19 protein-coding genes and 1 pseudogene are annotated in these 16,990 nt (G+C 33.4%); 3 read left to right on the top strand and 17 right to left on the bottom strand.

Annotation, left to right across the window (positions count from 1 at the left end; genetic code table 11):
• Nucleotides 1–6: 6 nt before the first annotated feature.
• The 3 genes from R8749_RS00870 to R8749_RS00860 are packed head-to-tail and all read right to left on the bottom strand — an operon-like array spanning nucleotide 7 to nucleotide 2,082.
• Nucleotides 7–648, bottom strand: coding sequence for a hypothetical protein (locus tag R8749_RS00870; protein WP_317697088.1), 642 nt, complete (start codon nucleotides 646–648; stop codon nucleotides 7–9).
• Nucleotides 621–1,313, bottom strand: coding sequence for a hypothetical protein (locus R8749_RS00865; RefSeq protein WP_317697086.1), 693 nt, complete (start codon nucleotides 1,311–1,313; stop codon nucleotides 621–623). The genes R8749_RS00870 and R8749_RS00865 overlap by 28 nt, the downstream gene beginning before the upstream one ends.
• A complete protein-coding gene (locus R8749_RS00860) occupies nucleotides 1,285–2,082 on the bottom strand; it encodes a hypothetical protein (protein WP_317697084.1) in 798 nt (265 codons plus the stop codon). The genes R8749_RS00865 and R8749_RS00860 overlap by 29 nt, the downstream gene beginning before the upstream one ends.
• Nucleotides 2,083–2,234: 152 nt before the next feature.
• On the opposite strand from R8749_RS00860, the gene R8749_RS00855 reads away from it, so the two are divergent.
• Entirely contained in the window at nucleotides 2,235–3,092 is an 858-nt protein-coding gene (locus tag R8749_RS00855; RefSeq protein ID WP_317697082.1) for a helix-turn-helix domain-containing protein, read from the top strand.
• A 77-nt stretch (nucleotides 3,093–3,169) separates the two neighbouring features.
• On the opposite strand, the pseudogene R8749_RS00850 reads toward R8749_RS00855, so the two are convergent.
• The 8 genes and pseudogenes from R8749_RS00850 to R8749_RS00815 form a co-directional block, all read right to left on the bottom strand.
• Nucleotides 3,170–3,827 (bottom strand): annotated as a pseudogene (locus R8749_RS00850) (putative bacteriocin export ABC transporter).
• Nucleotides 3,828–3,829: 2 nt separating this feature from the next.
• On the bottom strand, nucleotides 3,830–5,821 hold the full coding sequence (locus R8749_RS00845) for a DUF1430 domain-containing protein (protein ID WP_317697080.1): 1,992 nt from the start codon (nucleotides 5,819–5,821) through the stop codon (nucleotides 3,830–3,832).
• Nucleotides 5,822–5,886: 65 nt separating this feature from the next.
• Nucleotides 5,887–7,062, bottom strand: coding sequence for an ABC transporter permease (locus R8749_RS00840; protein WP_317697078.1), 1,176 nt, complete (start codon nucleotides 7,060–7,062; stop codon nucleotides 5,887–5,889).
• Nucleotides 7,049–7,738: an ABC transporter ATP-binding protein gene (locus tag R8749_RS00835; RefSeq protein WP_317697076.1), complete on the bottom strand. Its 690-nt coding sequence runs from the start codon at nucleotides 7,736–7,738 to the stop codon at nucleotides 7,049–7,051. Before R8749_RS00835 ends, R8749_RS00840 begins: the two co-directional genes overlap by 14 nt.
• On the bottom strand, nucleotides 7,731–8,768 hold the full coding sequence (locus tag R8749_RS00830) for an efflux RND transporter periplasmic adaptor subunit (RefSeq protein ID WP_317697074.1): 1,038 nt from the start codon (nucleotides 8,766–8,768) through the stop codon (nucleotides 7,731–7,733). The genes R8749_RS00835 and R8749_RS00830 overlap by 8 nt, the downstream gene beginning before the upstream one ends.
• A 21-nt stretch (nucleotides 8,769–8,789) precedes the next feature.
• A complete protein-coding gene (locus R8749_RS00825) occupies nucleotides 8,790–9,788 on the bottom strand; it encodes a DUF4097 family beta strand repeat-containing protein (RefSeq protein ID WP_317697072.1) in 999 nt (332 codons plus the stop codon).
• Nucleotides 9,785–10,405 (bottom strand): DUF1700 domain-containing protein, encoded by a 621-nt coding sequence (locus R8749_RS00820; RefSeq protein WP_317697070.1) that lies wholly within the window; start codon nucleotides 10,403–10,405, stop codon nucleotides 9,785–9,787. Before R8749_RS00820 ends, R8749_RS00825 begins: the two co-directional genes overlap by 4 nt.
• Nucleotides 10,398–10,709 (bottom strand): PadR family transcriptional regulator, encoded by a 312-nt coding sequence (locus tag R8749_RS00815; RefSeq protein ID WP_317697068.1) that lies wholly within the window; start codon nucleotides 10,707–10,709, stop codon nucleotides 10,398–10,400. The genes R8749_RS00820 and R8749_RS00815 overlap by 8 nt, the downstream gene beginning before the upstream one ends.
• 218 nt (nucleotides 10,710–10,927) lie before the next feature.
• On the opposite strand from R8749_RS00815, the gene R8749_RS00810 reads away from it, so the two are divergent.
• A complete protein-coding gene (locus R8749_RS00810) occupies nucleotides 10,928–11,851 on the top strand; it encodes a polysaccharide deacetylase family protein (protein WP_317697066.1) in 924 nt (307 codons plus the stop codon).
• A gap of 246 nt (nucleotides 11,852–12,097) precedes the next feature.
• On the opposite strand, the gene R8749_RS00805 is transcribed toward R8749_RS00810, so the two are convergent.
• The 4 genes from R8749_RS00805 to R8749_RS00790 form a co-directional block, all read right to left on the bottom strand.
• On the bottom strand, nucleotides 12,098–13,288 hold the full coding sequence (locus R8749_RS00805) for an MFS transporter (protein WP_317697064.1): 1,191 nt from the start codon (nucleotides 13,286–13,288) through the stop codon (nucleotides 12,098–12,100).
• 82 nt (nucleotides 13,289–13,370) lie between these two features.
• Nucleotides 13,371–13,658, bottom strand: coding sequence for an ArsR/SmtB family transcription factor (locus tag R8749_RS00800; RefSeq protein WP_317697062.1), 288 nt, complete (start codon nucleotides 13,656–13,658; stop codon nucleotides 13,371–13,373).
• Nucleotides 13,659–13,760: 102 nt separating this feature from the next.
• A complete protein-coding gene (locus R8749_RS00795) occupies nucleotides 13,761–14,219 on the bottom strand; it encodes a hypothetical protein (protein ID WP_317697060.1) in 459 nt (152 codons plus the stop codon).
• A gap of 1 nt (nucleotide 14,220) precedes the next feature.
• Nucleotides 14,221–14,424 carry a helix-turn-helix transcriptional regulator gene (locus R8749_RS00790; protein WP_317697058.1) on the bottom strand — a complete coding sequence of 68 codons (204 nt, stop codon included), beginning with the start codon at nucleotides 14,422–14,424 and terminating at the stop codon, nucleotides 14,221–14,223.
• 129 nt (nucleotides 14,425–14,553) lie between these two features.
• Here R8749_RS00790 and R8749_RS00785 point away from each other — a divergent pair, with 129 nt between their 5' ends.
• Complete coding sequence (locus R8749_RS00785) at nucleotides 14,554–14,772, top strand: hypothetical protein (protein ID WP_317697056.1); 219 nt, start codon at nucleotides 14,554–14,556, stop codon at nucleotides 14,770–14,772.
• Nucleotides 14,773–14,887: 115 nt separating this feature from the next.
• Here R8749_RS00785 and rhaD read toward each other — a convergent pair whose 3' ends face one another.
• Nucleotides 14,888–15,703 (bottom strand): rhamnulose-1-phosphate aldolase, encoded by an 816-nt coding sequence (rhaD, locus tag R8749_RS00780; protein WP_317697053.1) that lies wholly within the window; start codon nucleotides 15,701–15,703, stop codon nucleotides 14,888–14,890.
• A 20-nt stretch (nucleotides 15,704–15,723) separates the two neighbouring features.
• Nucleotides 15,724–16,989, bottom strand: coding sequence for an L-rhamnose isomerase (locus R8749_RS00775; protein WP_317697050.1), 1,266 nt, complete (start codon nucleotides 16,987–16,989; stop codon nucleotides 15,724–15,726).
• Between the last annotated feature and the right edge of the window lies 1 nt (nucleotide 16,990).

Below are 16,990 nucleotides of genomic sequence, written 5' to 3'. Positions count from 1 at the left end.
CTTCCTTTATAAAGTGTAATCGAGCTTTTTCATTTTTAGATTAGTAATTACTAACACAGCTACTAAGAAAGCTCCCAGAACGAGGCTATCAGCTAAAAATTGTGTTTCTTGATAACGAACTAACATTGTGGAACTCATAAAATGAGGCCAGTTAAGATATGTTGTAACTACCAATAATAAGATTGAAATGAAATGAAGCAGAATCGGTTTAATAAAAATGCTGAGTAAGCCAAATGAAATCGTTAGAGCCCAGATCACCAAAAAAGTATAGAGATAGAAACTGCTTTGAATTTTTAACAAAATTATGAATTCAGCAATCACAGTTGTAAAAGTGCTTGTAACAAATACTGAAATCATTAACTGAAATAAACTAAAACGGATATGGGTCGGGTAAAATTTCTTTACCATTTGACGACAGCTGTCACCAACCATAAATTGCGAATTCATAATCATAAAAAGCCAGGTAATCGGAACAATTTTAAAATTATTATCCGTTTCTATCCCCCACAGTAACCAATCACCTTTATAGACTATCCCGATTATTATTTCAAAGACTAGAAGAAGAGCAATTCTAAAGCGACTTCGATATAAAAAATACAAAAACATTCGCCAGTGAGAATTTAATAATCGGCTGCTTCTAAAATCCATTTGCTCAACTCCGTAACTATCACAGTAAATAAAATTAATTCGATTATTTGAAAAAATAAATCTAAAAATTTTATCGACATTTTAAAATAAATCAATCCGCCCAATCCAAAGCTAAATTGTCCGAAAATTACCAAATAAATATTGATTGCAATCATCAGCATAACTAAGGCAATTGCCGTTAAATTCTTCTTATTAACTTGTTTAATCAACACCACCAAATATCCGATTACAAAAATCCAAGCTTGCATCAAGATATAAAGAGCTATACTAACCAATTCATTTAATATATTAATCTCTGATTTAGAAATTAAAGTTACTAAGATCGAAGCTGGAATTCCGCTCGCCATAATTGTCATTACTAATAGTAACGATCTTTTAGCAATTTCTTTCATCAAGTTTGTTATCTTGCTTTGATTCTGTAGTTGATATAAAGAAAATTTCGAAAACATCAGTAAAGTTTCCAAACAGATTAAAGGAAAAAACACGTATGACAAAAAAGGTTTTTGGACTGAGCCAAAGACTAATAAATTAAAAACTCCCATAACTACTTTTTCAGCCTTAAGATAATCAATAAACTGAAACGTTAAGATTAAGAAATTAAAAACAACAATAAGCGCAATTTTTTTCTTTCCAATTTTAAATAACAATTTTGTGTTTGAACTCATTCCAAATTCCCCCAATTAATCCGACGATAATTAATGAATAAATAACACACACAATGTTTAGTGGCGGGATACTTTTTTGGCTGGAGGGCATCATGATATAAGTAGGAGAATAAATAAACTTCGGGAAAACATTGGATATAAGCGTCACAATCGTAACTAAAATTAAAGGAGTGCTTGCAGCTAAATAAAGATTACGAGAAATTATCCCACTAAGTACACTTATCAGCGCATAAATTCCTCCGGTAATTCCACCAAGAATTATATATCCCAAAACAAGTAAAAACGGCTGCTGATAAAAAAGCTTTGCCCCATAAGTAAGCCCCGGAACAATTTCTAATCCATAACTGGCTATTAAATTAGGGGTAACATTTGGAAACAACCATAGAGCGGTTAAGCAATCAATTAAAAGGGGAATTATTACCGTAAAAGCACCCCACAAAAACGAAATTCCTAAATTACCTATTAAGTATCTTCTAAATGAAAATTGGGTCATTCGACTGGCAAAACCACTTTTTAAGTCCTCAGTTATGGCGAGAGACGGCCCTAATGAACACAAAATCGGTAAAACTAAATAAAAAAAGTTTGGAAAAACCATATTAAGATCAAAACCAATCCATTCAAATATTGCCACGTGGTTAATTCGAACCCCATTTAAATATTCAGTATCTGGTATTTGCCCCAAACAGATGTGAATAACTATTATTATTAGTCCCAACAACAGACCGAGTTGATATCTTTGATGAAAAAATCGTAAACGAATAAACTTCATAGTTACTCCCACAGCAGCAAACAATTACTAAAAAAATAATCAATAATTATCAGCATAAATAGTTTAATATTATTATATATAATACTTATGTATTTTTCTTTTTTTATTCGATATCGGATTTTTATCACATATTACAGAAAGTTAAAAAGTCTATGAATCACGGAAAACTATTAAAAAAGCTAAGAACTAGCAGAGGAATTACTCAAAAACAACTAGCTGAAGGGATTTCCTCCCAAGCAGCTCTATCCAGAATGGAACAATCAGGAAATATTCCATCTTATTTATTGCTAAGTTTCTTGGATCGATTAGATATTCACCCAGTTGAGTTTTTCACACTTGCTGCTGAAAATCAGGTCTTAGAGTCACAGTCGTTTCTAAACAAAATGAACGAAACATGTTATAACAAAGAAAAGATGAATGAACTGGTTAATGAAGAAATAACCCTTTATAAACAAACCGGTCTGAAAAAACACAAAATCAATTCAATGCGAGTTAAAGCGATATATCACAAAATACATGATCTTCCCCTCGAAAATTCCAAAGAAATTGCTAAAGAAATAACGAAATATCTGCTTAAATTTGATTCTTGGTTTCTTAACGATATATCTTTGTATTCGGATTTATTGTTTATTTTTAGTAATGATTTTATTAAAGCGCATCATAAAACTGTTCTAAATTCTTTAGAAACATTACCACTCGGGGGTAATCAAAAACATATTTATATAGTTACTTACACCAACAACACAATCGTACTGGCTTTTGAAAGGAAAAATTTAACAGATTTAGATTTTTATTTAAATTCCTATAAAGATTTTTTAAACGATAATCCCGCATTTCTAACTGATCGTATTTATTATTCAATTTACTGCCAGCTTCAAAAGCTAATGATCAAATTCAATAATGAAGGTTACAACAAACTTATTTCTGATCTCAAGATTTTCAAAAAATATAATCTCGATGATGCTTATCAAAACATGTTAGGATTTATAAATAGCTGTTTAGATCGATAATTTTGGAAACATTGTTTTTCAAGTAAAAAGCCATCCTACGTGGGATAGCTTATCAGTAGCTGGTGTTTACACGCCAGCTATTTCTCAACGTTCGAGATATCTCTTATATCAATCACTTCATTAGCCTGATTCCAAATAAGTGGATTATGCGTCGCCAAAATGATGATGCGTTTTTGGTTTCTTAAAGATAAAATAATTGACATAATTTCTTCAGAAGTTTGGGGATCAAGCGCTGCCGTTGGTTCATCTGCTAAAATCAAAGGCGGATCTTTAAGAATTACTTTAGCAATTGCAACTCGCTGAGCTTCACCACCTGATAAAGCAAATATTTTTTGTTTCAGATCAAGATATTCTAAGCCGACTTTTTCTAGCGCTTTCTCCTCTAATGAAATCTTATCTTCCTTCTTTAATTTTCGACCGATCAATCCCAAATCTAGATTTTCCGCAATTGTATTGCTCTCTAAAAGGCCAAAATTTTGAAACAAATATCCCAGATCATCTCTAAAGAATTGTTGAGCCTTAATCTTATTTAAAGGCTGCTCATTATAAATCACAGTGCCAGAATTAAATTTTTCTAATTTATCAATAATATTCAATAATATTTAATAAGGTTGTTTTACCGCTGCCGCTTGGACCGATAATGGCATAGACTTTTCCATTTTCAAAAGTTAAATTCGTTTTATTTAAAACCTTGCGATCTTCAAATGTTTTAGTAAGATTTTTAATTTTAATCATTGTTACATTCCTTTCAAGACGGTGACTGAAAATTCATCTTCTTTCTTTATTTGATTAGTTAAACTGATAAATAAATTTGCGCCAAAAATTGCGAGGGTTAATACGTTCGTCACGATATTTTGGGTTCCAAATAAACTAATCCCTAACCCAATAATCAAAATTACGAACTGAATTATTAGATAATTCCGATGCAATTCAAAGAACTTCATACCAGAAATTCGTTTAATGAAGATATCTTTTCTAAATTCTTCAAAATAAAGAAGGTTCATCGAATTGAAAAGAATTGCGGAAGTGATAATTGCAAGAATCGAATTTACGAAAAATGTGATCGTCTGATTACGGAAAAATTGAATTTGGCGTTCATAACTCTGCTGACTGTTCGTTATTTCTGCAATTTGATCATACAAATGATACTTCTTTAACAGATTTTTGGTCTGATCATATCCTTTAAAAAAGGTATAAGAAGCTGATAAATTACGCCAGAAAATTTTTGAATTAAAATTATTACCAGTTGACCTCGGGGTGACGACCACAATGATTGGATCTTTAAGAAATTGTTGCGGTTTAATACCTATATTATTAAAAATGAACCTTTCTTTTTGATTATCGACATAAGAGATAATTGACGATGATTTGACTGTCTTATCAGTCATTGAGGCAAAATTTTTCTCATACATTTGTTGATATTTTCTAGTATCGCTCTTTAATTTTTCAGGTAGAACTAAACCAAATTCGCCTAACTTTAAATGATTAATTTTATTTTGAGTTTGCGAATCAAGTTTAATATTTGCAAACTTTAAATAATTTGGCGTCACATATAAAGTATTTCCTTCAGGATCATAAGAATCAATTGTAATCCCTCTTGGGTGCTCAAAGTGTCCCACATAAATTTGAAAATTGTTTTCAACCACAATTGCATCATGATTATTAATCGCATCATCTAAAAGCTGATACCATTTTTCAACATCATTTTCCATTGTTTTTTGCTCGTGACTGCCAGAAGCAAGACCTGTCATCAAGTTAACTCGTGAATCTAATCTATCCCATTCATCAGCAGCTCGTTTCATTTCCTGCATCTCTGAGTAATAAACTGGAACCATGCTTACTCCATAACCAACAATTATTACTGCCAAAAGCTGACAAAACAGCATCATTCCAATTAATCGTCCGACCGGTAATTTTCCTTTGATAATGCTTATCAAATCTTTCTTACGCAACCCCACCAAGTAAATAAAACTAAGTAAAAACGAGATTAGTAACAACATCCCATCATAGATCATCAGAGCACCTAACAAGATGCGCCAGATTGGCAAGTGTAATAATCCTTTCATGAGAAACACAATCAAACCAAGCCCATTACCAATTAGAAAAGATGCCGTAATGAATAGAGCATCAGATTTAACATCTGCAGACATAATTGACCAAATACTCTCACCGGAAATTAGACGAATTCCTGCTGATCGAAGATCTTTAATTCGTAAAATGATCGTCAAAGCAGCAAAGGTTAATATAAATACTAGTAGTGACAATAATAGGGAATTACTAAACAAAAAACTTGCTGCAGTTAGAAACATTCCTCGCTTTGGTAAAATTTTTGCCTTATAACCTAACTTTGTAAAATGGTCTGCCAATTGTGCATCGGTAAGACCTCCTGAAATAATTCGGTATTGAGAAATTACTGAAGTTGCTTTTTGTTCAGCTTCAGTTGCTTCTTTGAATCCCTTCGTCAGCTCTCCATTACCAAACTTCTGATAAACAAACGATTGATTGTTTTTCTTAGGAACTACGATTCGATTGACAACTAAACTATGATGCTTTAACGCCAAATTATTTAGTGATTGGTCAAACTTTTCTTTTGTGATGGACTTCGAACCTTCTTCAAGAATGACATTGTTCGTCATATCAAACAAAAATTCATCTGATCGCTGAACGAGTTCCCAAATAAAGAACATTGCCGCAATTAAAGTTGAGAGTAAAACAAAAGCTTTTTTCATAAGATCTCCTTGATTAATAAATCTCAATTTATTGCGACAACGTCTTATAAATTGATTAAATATTTTTACCGTAAAATTTCAATCAAATTTTTGTTGCTGGCGGTTTTTGCTGGCAAAATTCCAAAAACTATTCCAATGATTGTCGAAGTGCCAAACGCTAACAAGAACGTCGAAAAAGTTACGCTGGCTTTAAAAGGCATGAAATTTGAAACAGCACGGGCAATTCCCAGCCCCGATAAGTAGCCCACCATTCCACCAATTAAGGTTAAGGTCACCGCTTCAATTAAAAACTGCCATAGAATTTGCCTTTGAGTGGCTCCCACTGCCATCCGGATTCCAATTTCTTGGGTTCGCTCGCTAACTGAAATATACATCATGTTCATAACGCCAATTCCAGCGATAAAAAGTGAAATTCCCGCAATTGCAACTACAAAATAAGTAATTGCCTTAATTGAATCACTCGCTTGCTTGAGAAATTCCGATTCATTATTATAGTTATATCGTCCTAAATTATGTTGAGATCCCGTTTTGTTAAGCTGTTCGGTAATTTTGTCAGTCTCTTTTGCGACATCAGCTCCCATCACAAACGTTAATTTCATTGTATTCTTCGGCACGTTAGCACTATACAACTTACGAGGTACCACAATTTGATAAGTGTTGTACTCTTCTTTACGAGCGTCGTTTGAGATAACTCCCACAATCGTATAATTGATTCCACCTAGCTCAATACTTGCATTAAGTGCATTTTTGACCGTTTTATAGCCCTTTTTTGCGGTGCTTTCATTCACTAATGCGACTGGATTTTCGGCAAGGAGGTCTTCTTTGGTAATCCCTCGTCCTTGAACAAGAAATTTACGGTTAGGCTTTGAAACTAAATAAAGATCAGAATTGGTCTTCTGTCCATTAATCGTTCCTTCGCCGAACACCATTCCTTTATCATCTGATTGAATTTTAACTTTGGCGACTTTCCCATTTTCTTGAACTTTATTGACATCATTTTCATTAAAACCAGAAATACTCTGATCGTCTGTCATTGAGCCAAATTGAATTTGAGATGACTGCTTACCGTCGCTATCAGCTTGTAAGTTTTTCAAAGTATCAATTCGAAGTCCGTCACCTAAAGATAAAATCGTGATGACTGCCGCAATTCCGATAATAATTCCAAGCATTGTCAAAATACTGCGTCGTTTATTGGACCAAAGAGAGCGCAAGGCACTGGTAAATAATTCACGTATTCGCAATTTGAACCTCCTCGTCGCTTTGGATCCGACCATCTAAAATGTTAACCAGCCGATGAGCTTGATTAGCAACTTTCTCATCATGAGTAACCATAATAATTGTGGTCCCGTTTTCGTTTAAAGCTTTAAAAAGCTCAATAATTTCTTTGGAAGTGGCTGAATCTAAAGCTCCTGTTGGTTCATCAGCTACCAAAAAATTGGGTTTACCGACAATTGCCCGCGCAATTGCCACTCGCTGCTGCTGACCACCGGAGAGATTCTTGGGCATTTTATGATAACTGCCTTTAAGTCCCACTTGATCTAAGACCTCATTAACCCGCTTTAAGATTTCTTTTCGCTTAGAACCCGCATAAAGTAAAGGAAGCGCAATATTTTCACCGACATTTTGATTATTAATCAATTTAAAGTTTTGAAAAATAAAACCTACTGACTTATTCCTTAATTTGGCATGCTCTTTGCGGCTTAACTTATTGACCTTCACATCATCAAAAACGTATTCACCTTTAAATTTTTGATCCAAAAAACCAATGATATCAATAAGCGTCGATTTACCTGAGCCGGATGGCCCCATGATTGCAACGAACTCGCCTTCATTAATCTTTAGGTTTATATCATATAAAACTTGGTAATCCTCTTTACCTTGTTTATAACTTTTGTTAACTTCTGATAAATCAATCATGAAAGGTTCCGCCATCTTTTAACTTGGAATCTGGATTTAAAATAATTTTTTCGCCTTTAGCTACGCCGTAATTTACGATGTAGATATCGCCTTTTCGAGTAACATCTGCCTTAGTTACGCGAACCTTGCCGTTTATTACCTTATAAATATTGCCTTTATACACAGCACCTTCAGGAATTTTGAGCCCTTTTTGAGCGACTTTTAATTTCACGCTTTGACCATATAAAAAGTCATTGCTGACATCAGCGGCAAAAGAATAATATGCGATTCCTTTTCCCTGATTACTTGGAACTTGATTGACTTTAGTAATTTTTACTTTTTGATTTGGCGTTCCGTCAATTCCTGTTACCGTCACTTCATAACCCGGTTGAATTTTAGCGTAATCATATTCTGAAACACTTGCTTGCAGAACTTTCTTAGTAGAATTAATCGTTAAAGCTGGGGCTCCGTCTTTTGAACTGCTGTCAATTGAAATAATGCCGTCAAATGGAGCTGTTAAATTAACATGAAGTTTATTCTGCAAGTCAGTAAGCTTATTATTTTCATCTTGTAAGTTACTATTAGCATCATTAACTTCTTCCTGCGCCTTATTAACTTCTTCTTTCATCCCAGCTTTAGCCTCGCTGTCAGCTTGATTGTAACTTTGTTGAGCACTGCGCAATGCGCTATTAGCTGAATTTAGTGCTTTATTAGCCTTACTAATCACATCTTTTTGATTACTAATTGCTTCTTGCGTAGCAGTGTCGGTCACAGTTAAAAGAACATCGCCGCTTTTAACCGTTTGCCCATCTTTTACATTCAGCTGATCCAACTTACCTGCAGGAGAATTAAGAGCTTGAGTTCTATCTGCGATAATTTTTCCCGTCATCGAAAGCGGCGGAACATCATTTACTGTATATAATTCATATTCTGGCTTGATTGCTCGAATTTTATTGCGCTCTTTATTCTGATTATTAACAATGATCGTTCCAACTACAAAAGCAACGATCAGTCCTGCAATAACAATTAATAATTTTTTGTGCTTCTTCATTATTTTCCCCTTTAGGTAGTTCTATTTAAAGACAGCTTTAACGCTATCTCCTTTAAGCTGTAGTGAATTATTTTTTGAATTTTCCTGATCAAAATCATCTTTGATCTTCTTACCATATAAATCGATATTTTTAGAATCGGCGAAGAATTGGTAGGTTAGATCTCTGTTAATCTCTTTAAACTCTAACTTCCCGCTATCACTATCGAATCGATTATCGCCATAGAAATGACACTTAAAGAAACTAGCCATGATGTCTTCTGATCTGCATTCTAAATTATGTATTTCTGAGTTTTGCATGTTTACTGAAACATCGTAATTCATATCAAATTTATTTTTTCCTAAAAATTTACTATTCATCGCTTTTATTTTTATGCCTTCACGAGACTTAAACTTAAAATTAGAAATTGTCGAATTAGTAATAACTGCTTCGTAAATCAATTCAGAATCAATATCAAAATTATTTAAATTACAATCTTCGATGTCAAAATTCTCAGTTTTTAGTTTGGTCTCTTTTGAAACAGAAACGTTATTTAAAGTTACCTTTTGATAACGATTATTAATTTTTAATTTTTCTAAACTCAAATCTTCTAGTTTAAGATTTTCATCACTTCCGGTTTTAATCTTTAAATCTCGTAATGCATTTAAATTTGGGACAACAATTGTTAATTCTGATTTATCATTACCAAAATAGCCAAATCGGCTGTCTTCACCAGTAATCTTCAGTGTTTGATTTTTAATTTTAAAATCTTTAATCTCCTGATTGGTCCTGTATTCAACTTGATATTTATTTCCTTTTTGAATGTAAATTTTGGTTTCGTTGACGTCTATTTCAGCATTCTTAAATGGTTTAGCTGTGGTATACGTTTTAAAATGCTGATAACTGCTCTCTGGTCTTTGAACGATAACTTTAGTCGGACCATCAAATGCAATCGAGCGAAATCCTTCATTAAGAAAACCGACAAAACACGCAGCCGCTCCGATTACAAAGATAATTCCATTAGCTATATAATACTTTTTCATTTACTTGCCCCCTTGTGATAGTCTCTTCTGTTAAAGAATTTCTTCCCAATTTTACGAATTAAATTCGCAAGTGTAGAAATCAACCAACGAAAAATCTTAAAGTCTAGCGGTTCTAACATCAAGATCAAAGTAATCAGCATCAAGCCGGATCCGCCGTAAAATAATGCTACGGGCCAATTTGAACTAAAGATCATCTGAATTGCCAAAATGACAGCCCCAATTCCGCCAACTAGAAGCGCAAGCGATACAACAACTACTACAAACATGATGGCAAAAATAACTACTAAGCAGGCAAAAAGAATTGCAACAAGCGGGATCCCGATTGGAATTGCAGCGATTCCGATAAGAATCCACCAAATTGATCGTAAATCATGTTTAGTCTTTGATCGTTCATTAAACAAATTATCGGTCAGTTCTTTATCATCTGTTAAAGAATATTCGGTTAAAATTTTGCGGGCTAATTGCTTAGGTGTCCCTAACTCTCTTTCAATTTCTTCTCGACTTTGAACATTTGCATCTAGTAAATATTCTTCATAAAACTCAATTGCTTCGTCTTGTTCCCCGATATCAAGCACTCTTAAGTAAGATTTTAATTCATCTATATACTGTTCAATCATGATCTCCCAACACTCCGTCTATTTTTTCTCGATAGTCCTTCCATTCATCCTGAATAATCGCTAAGCGAAATTTCCCCGCCTCAGTTATTTGATAATATCGACGATTTCGTCCTTGAAATGGCTCGTCATAAGTCTTCAAGTAATCATCCTTCGTTAAACGCCGCAGGACCGGATAAACCGTCGACTCTGACACATCAAGAACCGCCTGAACTTTTTTGGTTAAAGCATAACCATATAGATCTTGTTCTTTTAAAAGCGCCAGAATTGAACCTTCCAGCAGCTCCGATGAAATCTGAATTGCCAATTTTTATCACCGCTCTCTATATTATGTGATTTTGTATATTATATGGGATATAATATTATACGTCAATATATTTAATAAGCAAAAAAACCATTGAAGAAAAAAATATAATCTTCAACGGCTTTTTACACACTCTATAAACTTTTTTGACTTTTTCTGAATTTAACGTATTTAAAATCATTTAGTATAATTAATAGAACACTTTAACAAAGGTCTCCTTAATGAAAAAAATAAAAAAATCTCGTCGAACAAAAAAACTTGTTATTTTACTTTTTACCCTTTGTCTAATCCTTGGCGCCTCAATTTCTGGGTGGATAATCTGGCATGACTCTTTGATGACCAAATACATTCCAGTAAAAAAAGTCAAAGCTAAAGTTTTGAAAAAGGTTAAACCAAAACACGCCAAACCTATCTTAACCAAAACGATTATTCGAGAACCAACCAATCATATTCAAACGGCCGATAGTTATGCTTTTAAAACTATCGATATTAGACAAAAAATGAAAGGTCCCCTTAATCCTAATAAACCGAAGATTGTATTTTTAACTTTTGATGATGGTCCAAGTACTAATAACACCCCTAAAGTTCTCAAAATCTTGGCCCAAAATAATGTCCACGCCACTTTCTTTTTAGTAGGAAATCGGATTACTGCTCAATCTCAAAATCTAGTAAAGCAAGCATATCAAAACGGTAATGGCATTGGGATCCATAGTTTTACACATGATTACAAGATTCTTTATCCGAATAATGTTCCTAATGCCCAAACAATTTTAAATGAAGCTCTTCAAACTCGTACTTTATTGAAATCTGTCTTAGGACCAAATTTTAACACTGGCGTATGGCGCTATCCCGGCGGAACAATGTCATGGAAAAACTTAGCCGTAAGTGAAAATTTATTACAAAAAAATGGTTTCAACTGGATGGATTGGAACGCTGCTGATGGTGACGGAATGGGGTTAAGAGCTCCTAAAAGTGTACAGGATGCCATGAGTTATCATGCAATGTCTATCACAGTTTATCCTCAATCAAATGTTGAAGTTGTTTTAATGCACGATTCAGATGATAAAGATGTCACCGTAGCCACTTTACCTGAATTAATTAAATACTATAAAACTAGAGGATATCAATTTGGAATTCTCGAATAATTCCCATATTTACTGAAATAATTTGTAAAATTTTAAGTCGTTGATAATATTAGCTACCCGCACTTGTTTTGATAACAAAAATCCTTCAACAATTCTTGTTGACTAGAGCTTGATCTTTCTATTTAAGTTTACCTAGTGTAAATTTTTTCAGTAATAAGATGAGAAAACTCATACTATTGACGTGCTTTATCTCTTTAGGCGATCATTCTGCAAAATTTTTCAGTTATTGAACGATTGTTAATTAAATTAATTACTTTGACTTTCAAGCTTTCTCTCTTTTTGTACAATTGCTATTTCAGCTAAAACAAAAGCCGCAATAGTAAATCCAATCGAAATGACGGTTAAAGAAGAAAACGAACATTTATCATACAATATTCCTCCGATCGTCGATCCCAAAGTTGTACCTAAATAGATAAAAGTATTATTCAAAGACATCATCGTGACTCTACTTTCAGGTATGATCGTTGAATTATAAGCTGTTAGCTGGAGTGCACTCAGTCCTCGTGAAAAACCTAAAACTGCTAATCCAATTACAAAAGTACCTAAGGTATTGCCAGTTAACCCGATAGAGAAATAAGATAAGCAACTTACAATTCCAGCTATTAAAATTGTTTTCTTACTTCCCAACTTCTTTCCAATCCATCCTCCTATAAAACTACTAACAAAGTTGCTTAATCCGTATACAACGAAAACAGTTGAACCAACGGGTATATTAAGTGATTTTTCAATATAATTTCCTAGATAAGTATAAGTCGTATAAAATCCGTAAATGCTAAATAACACTACGATCAATCCATACATGGGCAGCGGATTCGTGAAAATATTAGCATAATGGCTAAGATAATTAGAAGTTTGAATTTTTGCTGCTTCATCTTTTTCAGTAAACCTGATAATTAAGATCAATGTAATAACCGAAAAAAATGCATAGCAATAAAATATCCAATTCCAATTTTGAAATTTGGCAGCAAAAGAACCTATCAGAGCTCCAACGGCAATAGATAGTGAAAGAGCAGACATTACTATCCCAATAATTTTCCCAACATGTTCTTGTGAAAAATTGCGCCCAACATAAGCATATACATTAGGAACAACCAAACCAGCTCCAAATCCAGCCAACGATTGGTAAATAAAAAATGTAGTTAGATTAAAAGCCGTTCCACCCAAAAAATTTGCAAGCGTAAATAGCGAAAATCCAATAGTAATGATCACCTTTTGCGAAACTTTTTCTAAAAAAGGTGCAACTAACGCCGCTCCAAATGCATAAAAAAGTGTATACATCGTAATCCCCACCCCTACATGGGAAACATCAGAATTAAAAGATTTCGCAATTGTTGGCAGTAAGGGCGAAATAATAAACGAATCCAAACCAACAATAAATACGGCAACGAAAAGAACAGTAACTGTTAATTTCTTTGATAAACTTAATTTTTGATTCAACGATTAGTACCTCTTATTTTGTATTTTTAAAATAATCGAAATAAAACAAAAAATAATAACACTCAAAGCTAATTAAGTGTTCTCATTCTTTAGATAGTGTTTCTAAAAATCCGGGTAAATACTTATTAAATGTTTCTACCTTCAAAGTTGTTAATCTGTTCTGAGCATCTTTTCTAGTAAAAGCTAAATCTGCTTCTCTGAGGATTTTCAAATGATATGAAATAGTCGAATCGCTTATAGTCATTCCAGATCTTATTTCAGAACATGCCATTTCTTTTTCATTCAAATAAAGAGTTCTGACTATACCTAATCTCATTTCATCGGAGAGAGCTTTAAATATTTTTACTCTAACTTCGTCTTCTTTATCCATATTTTTCACATCCTTTAATAGATTATAACTTTTATTTTTATATTTTCAAATATTTAAAAATACTAATCATCTACAATAATTTTAAAAGAAACCGACTTAATTTTATCGTTGATCTAAAACCAGCCAATTAATCAAATATGTGCAAAAACCAACAATTATTGAACTACCAAAAAGAATTATTCCTGTAATCTTCATTAATAAAATATTATTGCTAACTGTACTAAACCAAAAAAATAAAATCAGCGAAACAACTAAAGCTATGACCACGGATTTGTATGCAGAAATGGTTGCCTGATAACTAATTAGTTGCTCTCTTTCATCGTCAGTACTAAATTCACCCTTTTTAAGATCATAGCCCTTCCAGTGTTTTGAAAAAAATACTCTCACGAAAGAGAAAAGCAAAGCAGCCACTATAAATATCAGCCATAAGAATCCAAACTTTATATTAAACAAATATTCATTAGTTTGGATTTTTGACAAGATGACGGTTTGAACAAGTGCTGCTATCAGCAAAATAACTAAAATAATATTTCCGATTTGTTCAAAGATAATTTTTTTCATTTCAATCCTCTCTTAACTGAAAAATTTCATTAATATCTACATCTAGCTCTTCAGCAATTCTTAGTCCTAACAGCAGCGAAGGAGTGTAATTTCCCTTCTCTAAAGAGCCAATTGTTTTTCTAGAAACATCAACTCTTTCTGCCAATTCCTCTTGGGTGAGGCCTCTTTTTTTTCTCCATTTTTGAACTTCATTAATAACTTGCATATTGATCCTTTTTTGGGAAGTTAACTTCTCATTGATTATTTCAAAATCACAACGAGAAGTCAACTACTCATTTTCTGTTATGGTTAAAATTTGCCGTTGCGAGTATAATAATGGCATAAAGAGGTACTTATGGATAATACAAAACGGCGCAATACTTATATTTTCTGGGGCATCATGGTAATTCTCGTTAGTATTCTTGCCACTTATGTCAAGAATATCTATACATTAATCTTACAAGTGGTTGTGATTCTTTTTGCCCTTTACCGCTTATTAAAAATTGATCAAATGTTTGATCCTCAAAAACGACGTGCCATTTTAAAAAGTGCCCGTCTTCAAAGAAAAAATTAATAACTTTTAAAAGCTCACCTAAATATATTATTTAAAAGAGCTTTTTTATTTAAACAAAAAAATCGTAAAATCAAAATGATTTTACGACATAAATATTTTCTAATAATTACTTGTCTTACAGAAACTCTGGATTCGGTGTAACACCAAATGCCTTGGCCAAGTTTCTTAATTGCTCATCTGTTATTTCTTGCTTAATTTCCCCACCCTGGGCACATATCTGGGAATAAATATTTGCTGCTTTTTCGACCGTTTCAATCAAGCCAAAAGCTTCATCTAAACTTGATCCTACTCCAAATATTCCGTGATGAGGCCAAATAACAGTCTTAAAATCTTGCATCTTTTTTGAAGTTTCAATACCAATTTCATTAGTTCCTGGAGTCATATATGGAATCAAACCTACGCCCTCTGGAAAAACGACCAACGATTCTGCTTGCATTTTCCATAACAAGCGTGACCAATGACGTTCATCTAAATCCTGAGTAAATGACAATGCAATAACATTGGTTGGATGACAGTGCATTACAACTCTTTGACTGGAATCAAACTTTAATCGCGCAATGTGTGACATTAAATGACTCGGAAATTCCGATGTTGGCTTACCTCCATCTTCAAATCCCCACATTATCTCACCTTTTTGTCCGTCTTTAGAAATTCTAACTAATCCTAAATCAAGTTTTGGTTGTTCAATCACATTTCTAAAATAACGACCAGTACCAGTAACTAAGAAATATTGACCTGCCAACTTCTCTGCATTAAAACCAAGTTTTACAACTCCTTGAACTTCACTTACATCACTAAATTCTTCTAAGTTTTTGCTTGTTAAGCGCAAAGAAACATTACCGCCGTTTCTTTCATCCCAACCGTGCTGATATGAAGCATTAGTGATCGAACAAATTTTTTTGACGTGTTTTGAATCAATAAAATAACTCAATATTATATAAACTCCTTTAATTAATTACGTTTAAACTGTACATCTTTTTCATATTGATGGATATTATTTAACCAATCTGTACCAACTGGAACGTTATTTTGCAGACAGAATTCATCCCAAACGGCACCAAAAGGATAAGATTTTAATTCTTCAGTTACTGCTAAACGAGTAGTATAATCATAATTCAATTCTGCCTTCTTCAAATCAGAAATAGGAGCTAATAAAGCTTGTAATAAAGCTTTCTGAGTGGCACGAGATCCAATAACCCAAGCACTAACCCTATTAATCGTAGCATCAAAGAAGTCTAATCCAATATTAGTTTTGTCTAACTCATTATCACGAACCAAAGAACGAGTGATCCGAACTAAAGCATCGTCTAGAATTACTACGTGATCACTATCCCAACGTACTGGACGAGAAACGTGCAGCATTAAGCCCTTACCAAATGGTAAGAATGCTGAAAACTTATCTGAAACATCTTCAGTTGGATGCCAATGACCTGCGTCAATTGTCCACAACTTACCACGGCTAATAGCATAATTATTATAAAATAAATGTGAACCTACAGTATAAGACTCAATACCCGTTCCGAATAACTTACCTTCAACAGCCTCAATTGTATTATTTTCATCATATTTTTCAGCAAAAATTTCATCTAATGAATCAATTAGGCGTAAGCGTGGTGTTGCTTTATCAATTGGATTGTCTTTAAATCCATCAGGAATCCAGAAGTTATTGACAGACTTTTGTCCTAATTCTTTCCCAAAGAAATTAGAAATTTCACGTGACTTTTTACCAACTTCAATCCAGTAATCACGCACTGATTTTTCTGGACTAGCTAGAGTAAAGTTCTCCTTAACCATTGGGTGAGAGAAGAATGTTGGATTCATATCCAACCCAATATGTTCCTGTTTTGCCCAATCAACCCAGTACTGAAAATCTTCAGGACCAATTTCATTAAAATCTTTCTTTCTATCTGATACTGCATAAAGAGTGTGTAACTGCACTTTATGTGATCCAGGAATTAAAGAAAGGGCCTCATGTAAATCTGATGTAAGTTCATCAGGAGTCCGAGCAATACCAGGATAATTTCCGCTAACACCAATTCCTCCAGTTAATTCTTGATCAGGGTTAACAAATCCATGAATATCGTCACCTTCCCATGAATGAATGGATAATTTAATATTTTTTAATGCATCCATTGCTGCATCTGTATCAACACCAATCTCTGCATAACGTTCTTTTGCTAATTGATAAGCTTCTTCAATATTTTTTTCTGTTGTCATT

It is taken from the genome of Xylocopilactobacillus apis, assembly GCF_033095965.1.
In the GTDB taxonomy this organism is placed as follows: Bacteria; Bacillota; Bacilli; order Lactobacillales; family Lactobacillaceae; genus Xylocopilactobacillus; species Xylocopilactobacillus apis.
This window is presented reverse-complemented; position numbering and strand designations above follow the sequence as displayed.

What these genes read in the sequence shown, in the direction of transcription:
- R8749_RS00870 (WP_317697088.1), bottom strand. Translation starts at nt 648, where the DNA reads ATGGATTTTAGAAGCAGCCGATTATTAAATTCTCACTGGCGAATGTTT.
- R8749_RS00865 (WP_317697086.1), bottom strand. Translation starts at nt 1,313, where the DNA reads ATGAGTTCAAACACAAAATTGTTATTTAAAATTGGAAAGAAAAAAATT.
- R8749_RS00860 (WP_317697084.1), bottom strand. Translation starts at nt 2,082, where the DNA reads ATGAAGTTTATTCGTTTACGATTTTTTCATCAAAGATATCAACTCGGT.
- R8749_RS00855 (WP_317697082.1), top strand. Translation starts at nt 2,235, where the DNA reads ATGAATCACGGAAAACTATTAAAAAAGCTAAGAACTAGCAGAGGAATT.
- R8749_RS00845 (WP_317697080.1), bottom strand. Translation starts at nt 5,821, where the DNA reads ATGAAAAAAGCTTTTGTTTTACTCTCAACTTTAATTGCGGCAATGTTC.
- R8749_RS00835 (WP_317697076.1), bottom strand. Translation starts at nt 7,738, where the DNA reads ATGATTGATTTATCAGAAGTTAACAAAAGTTATAAACAAGGTAAAGAG.
- R8749_RS00830 (WP_317697074.1), bottom strand. Translation starts at nt 8,768, where the DNA reads ATGAAGAAGCACAAAAAATTATTAATTGTTATTGCAGGACTGATCGTT.
- R8749_RS00825 (WP_317697072.1), bottom strand. Translation starts at nt 9,788, where the DNA reads ATGAAAAAGTATTATATAGCTAATGGAATTATCTTTGTAATCGGAGCG.
- R8749_RS00820 (WP_317697070.1), bottom strand. Translation starts at nt 10,405, where the DNA reads ATGATTGAACAGTATATAGATGAATTAAAATCTTACTTAAGAGTGCTT.
- R8749_RS00810 (WP_317697066.1), top strand. Translation starts at nt 10,928, where the DNA reads ATGAAAAAAATAAAAAAATCTCGTCGAACAAAAAAACTTGTTATTTTA.
- R8749_RS00800 (WP_317697062.1), bottom strand. Translation starts at nt 13,658, where the DNA reads ATGGATAAAGAAGACGAAGTTAGAGTAAAAATATTTAAAGCTCTCTCC.
- R8749_RS00795 (WP_317697060.1), bottom strand. Translation starts at nt 14,219, where the DNA reads ATGAAAAAAATTATCTTTGAACAAATCGGAAATATTATTTTAGTTATT.
- R8749_RS00790 (WP_317697058.1), bottom strand. Translation starts at nt 14,424, where the DNA reads ATGCAAGTTATTAATGAAGTTCAAAAATGGAGAAAAAAAAGAGGCCTC.
- R8749_RS00785 (WP_317697056.1), top strand. Translation starts at nt 14,554, where the DNA reads ATGGATAATACAAAACGGCGCAATACTTATATTTTCTGGGGCATCATG.
- R8749_RS00775 (WP_317697050.1), bottom strand. Translation starts at nt 16,989, where the DNA reads ATGACAACAGAAAAAAATATTGAAGAAGCTTATCAATTAGCAAAAGAA.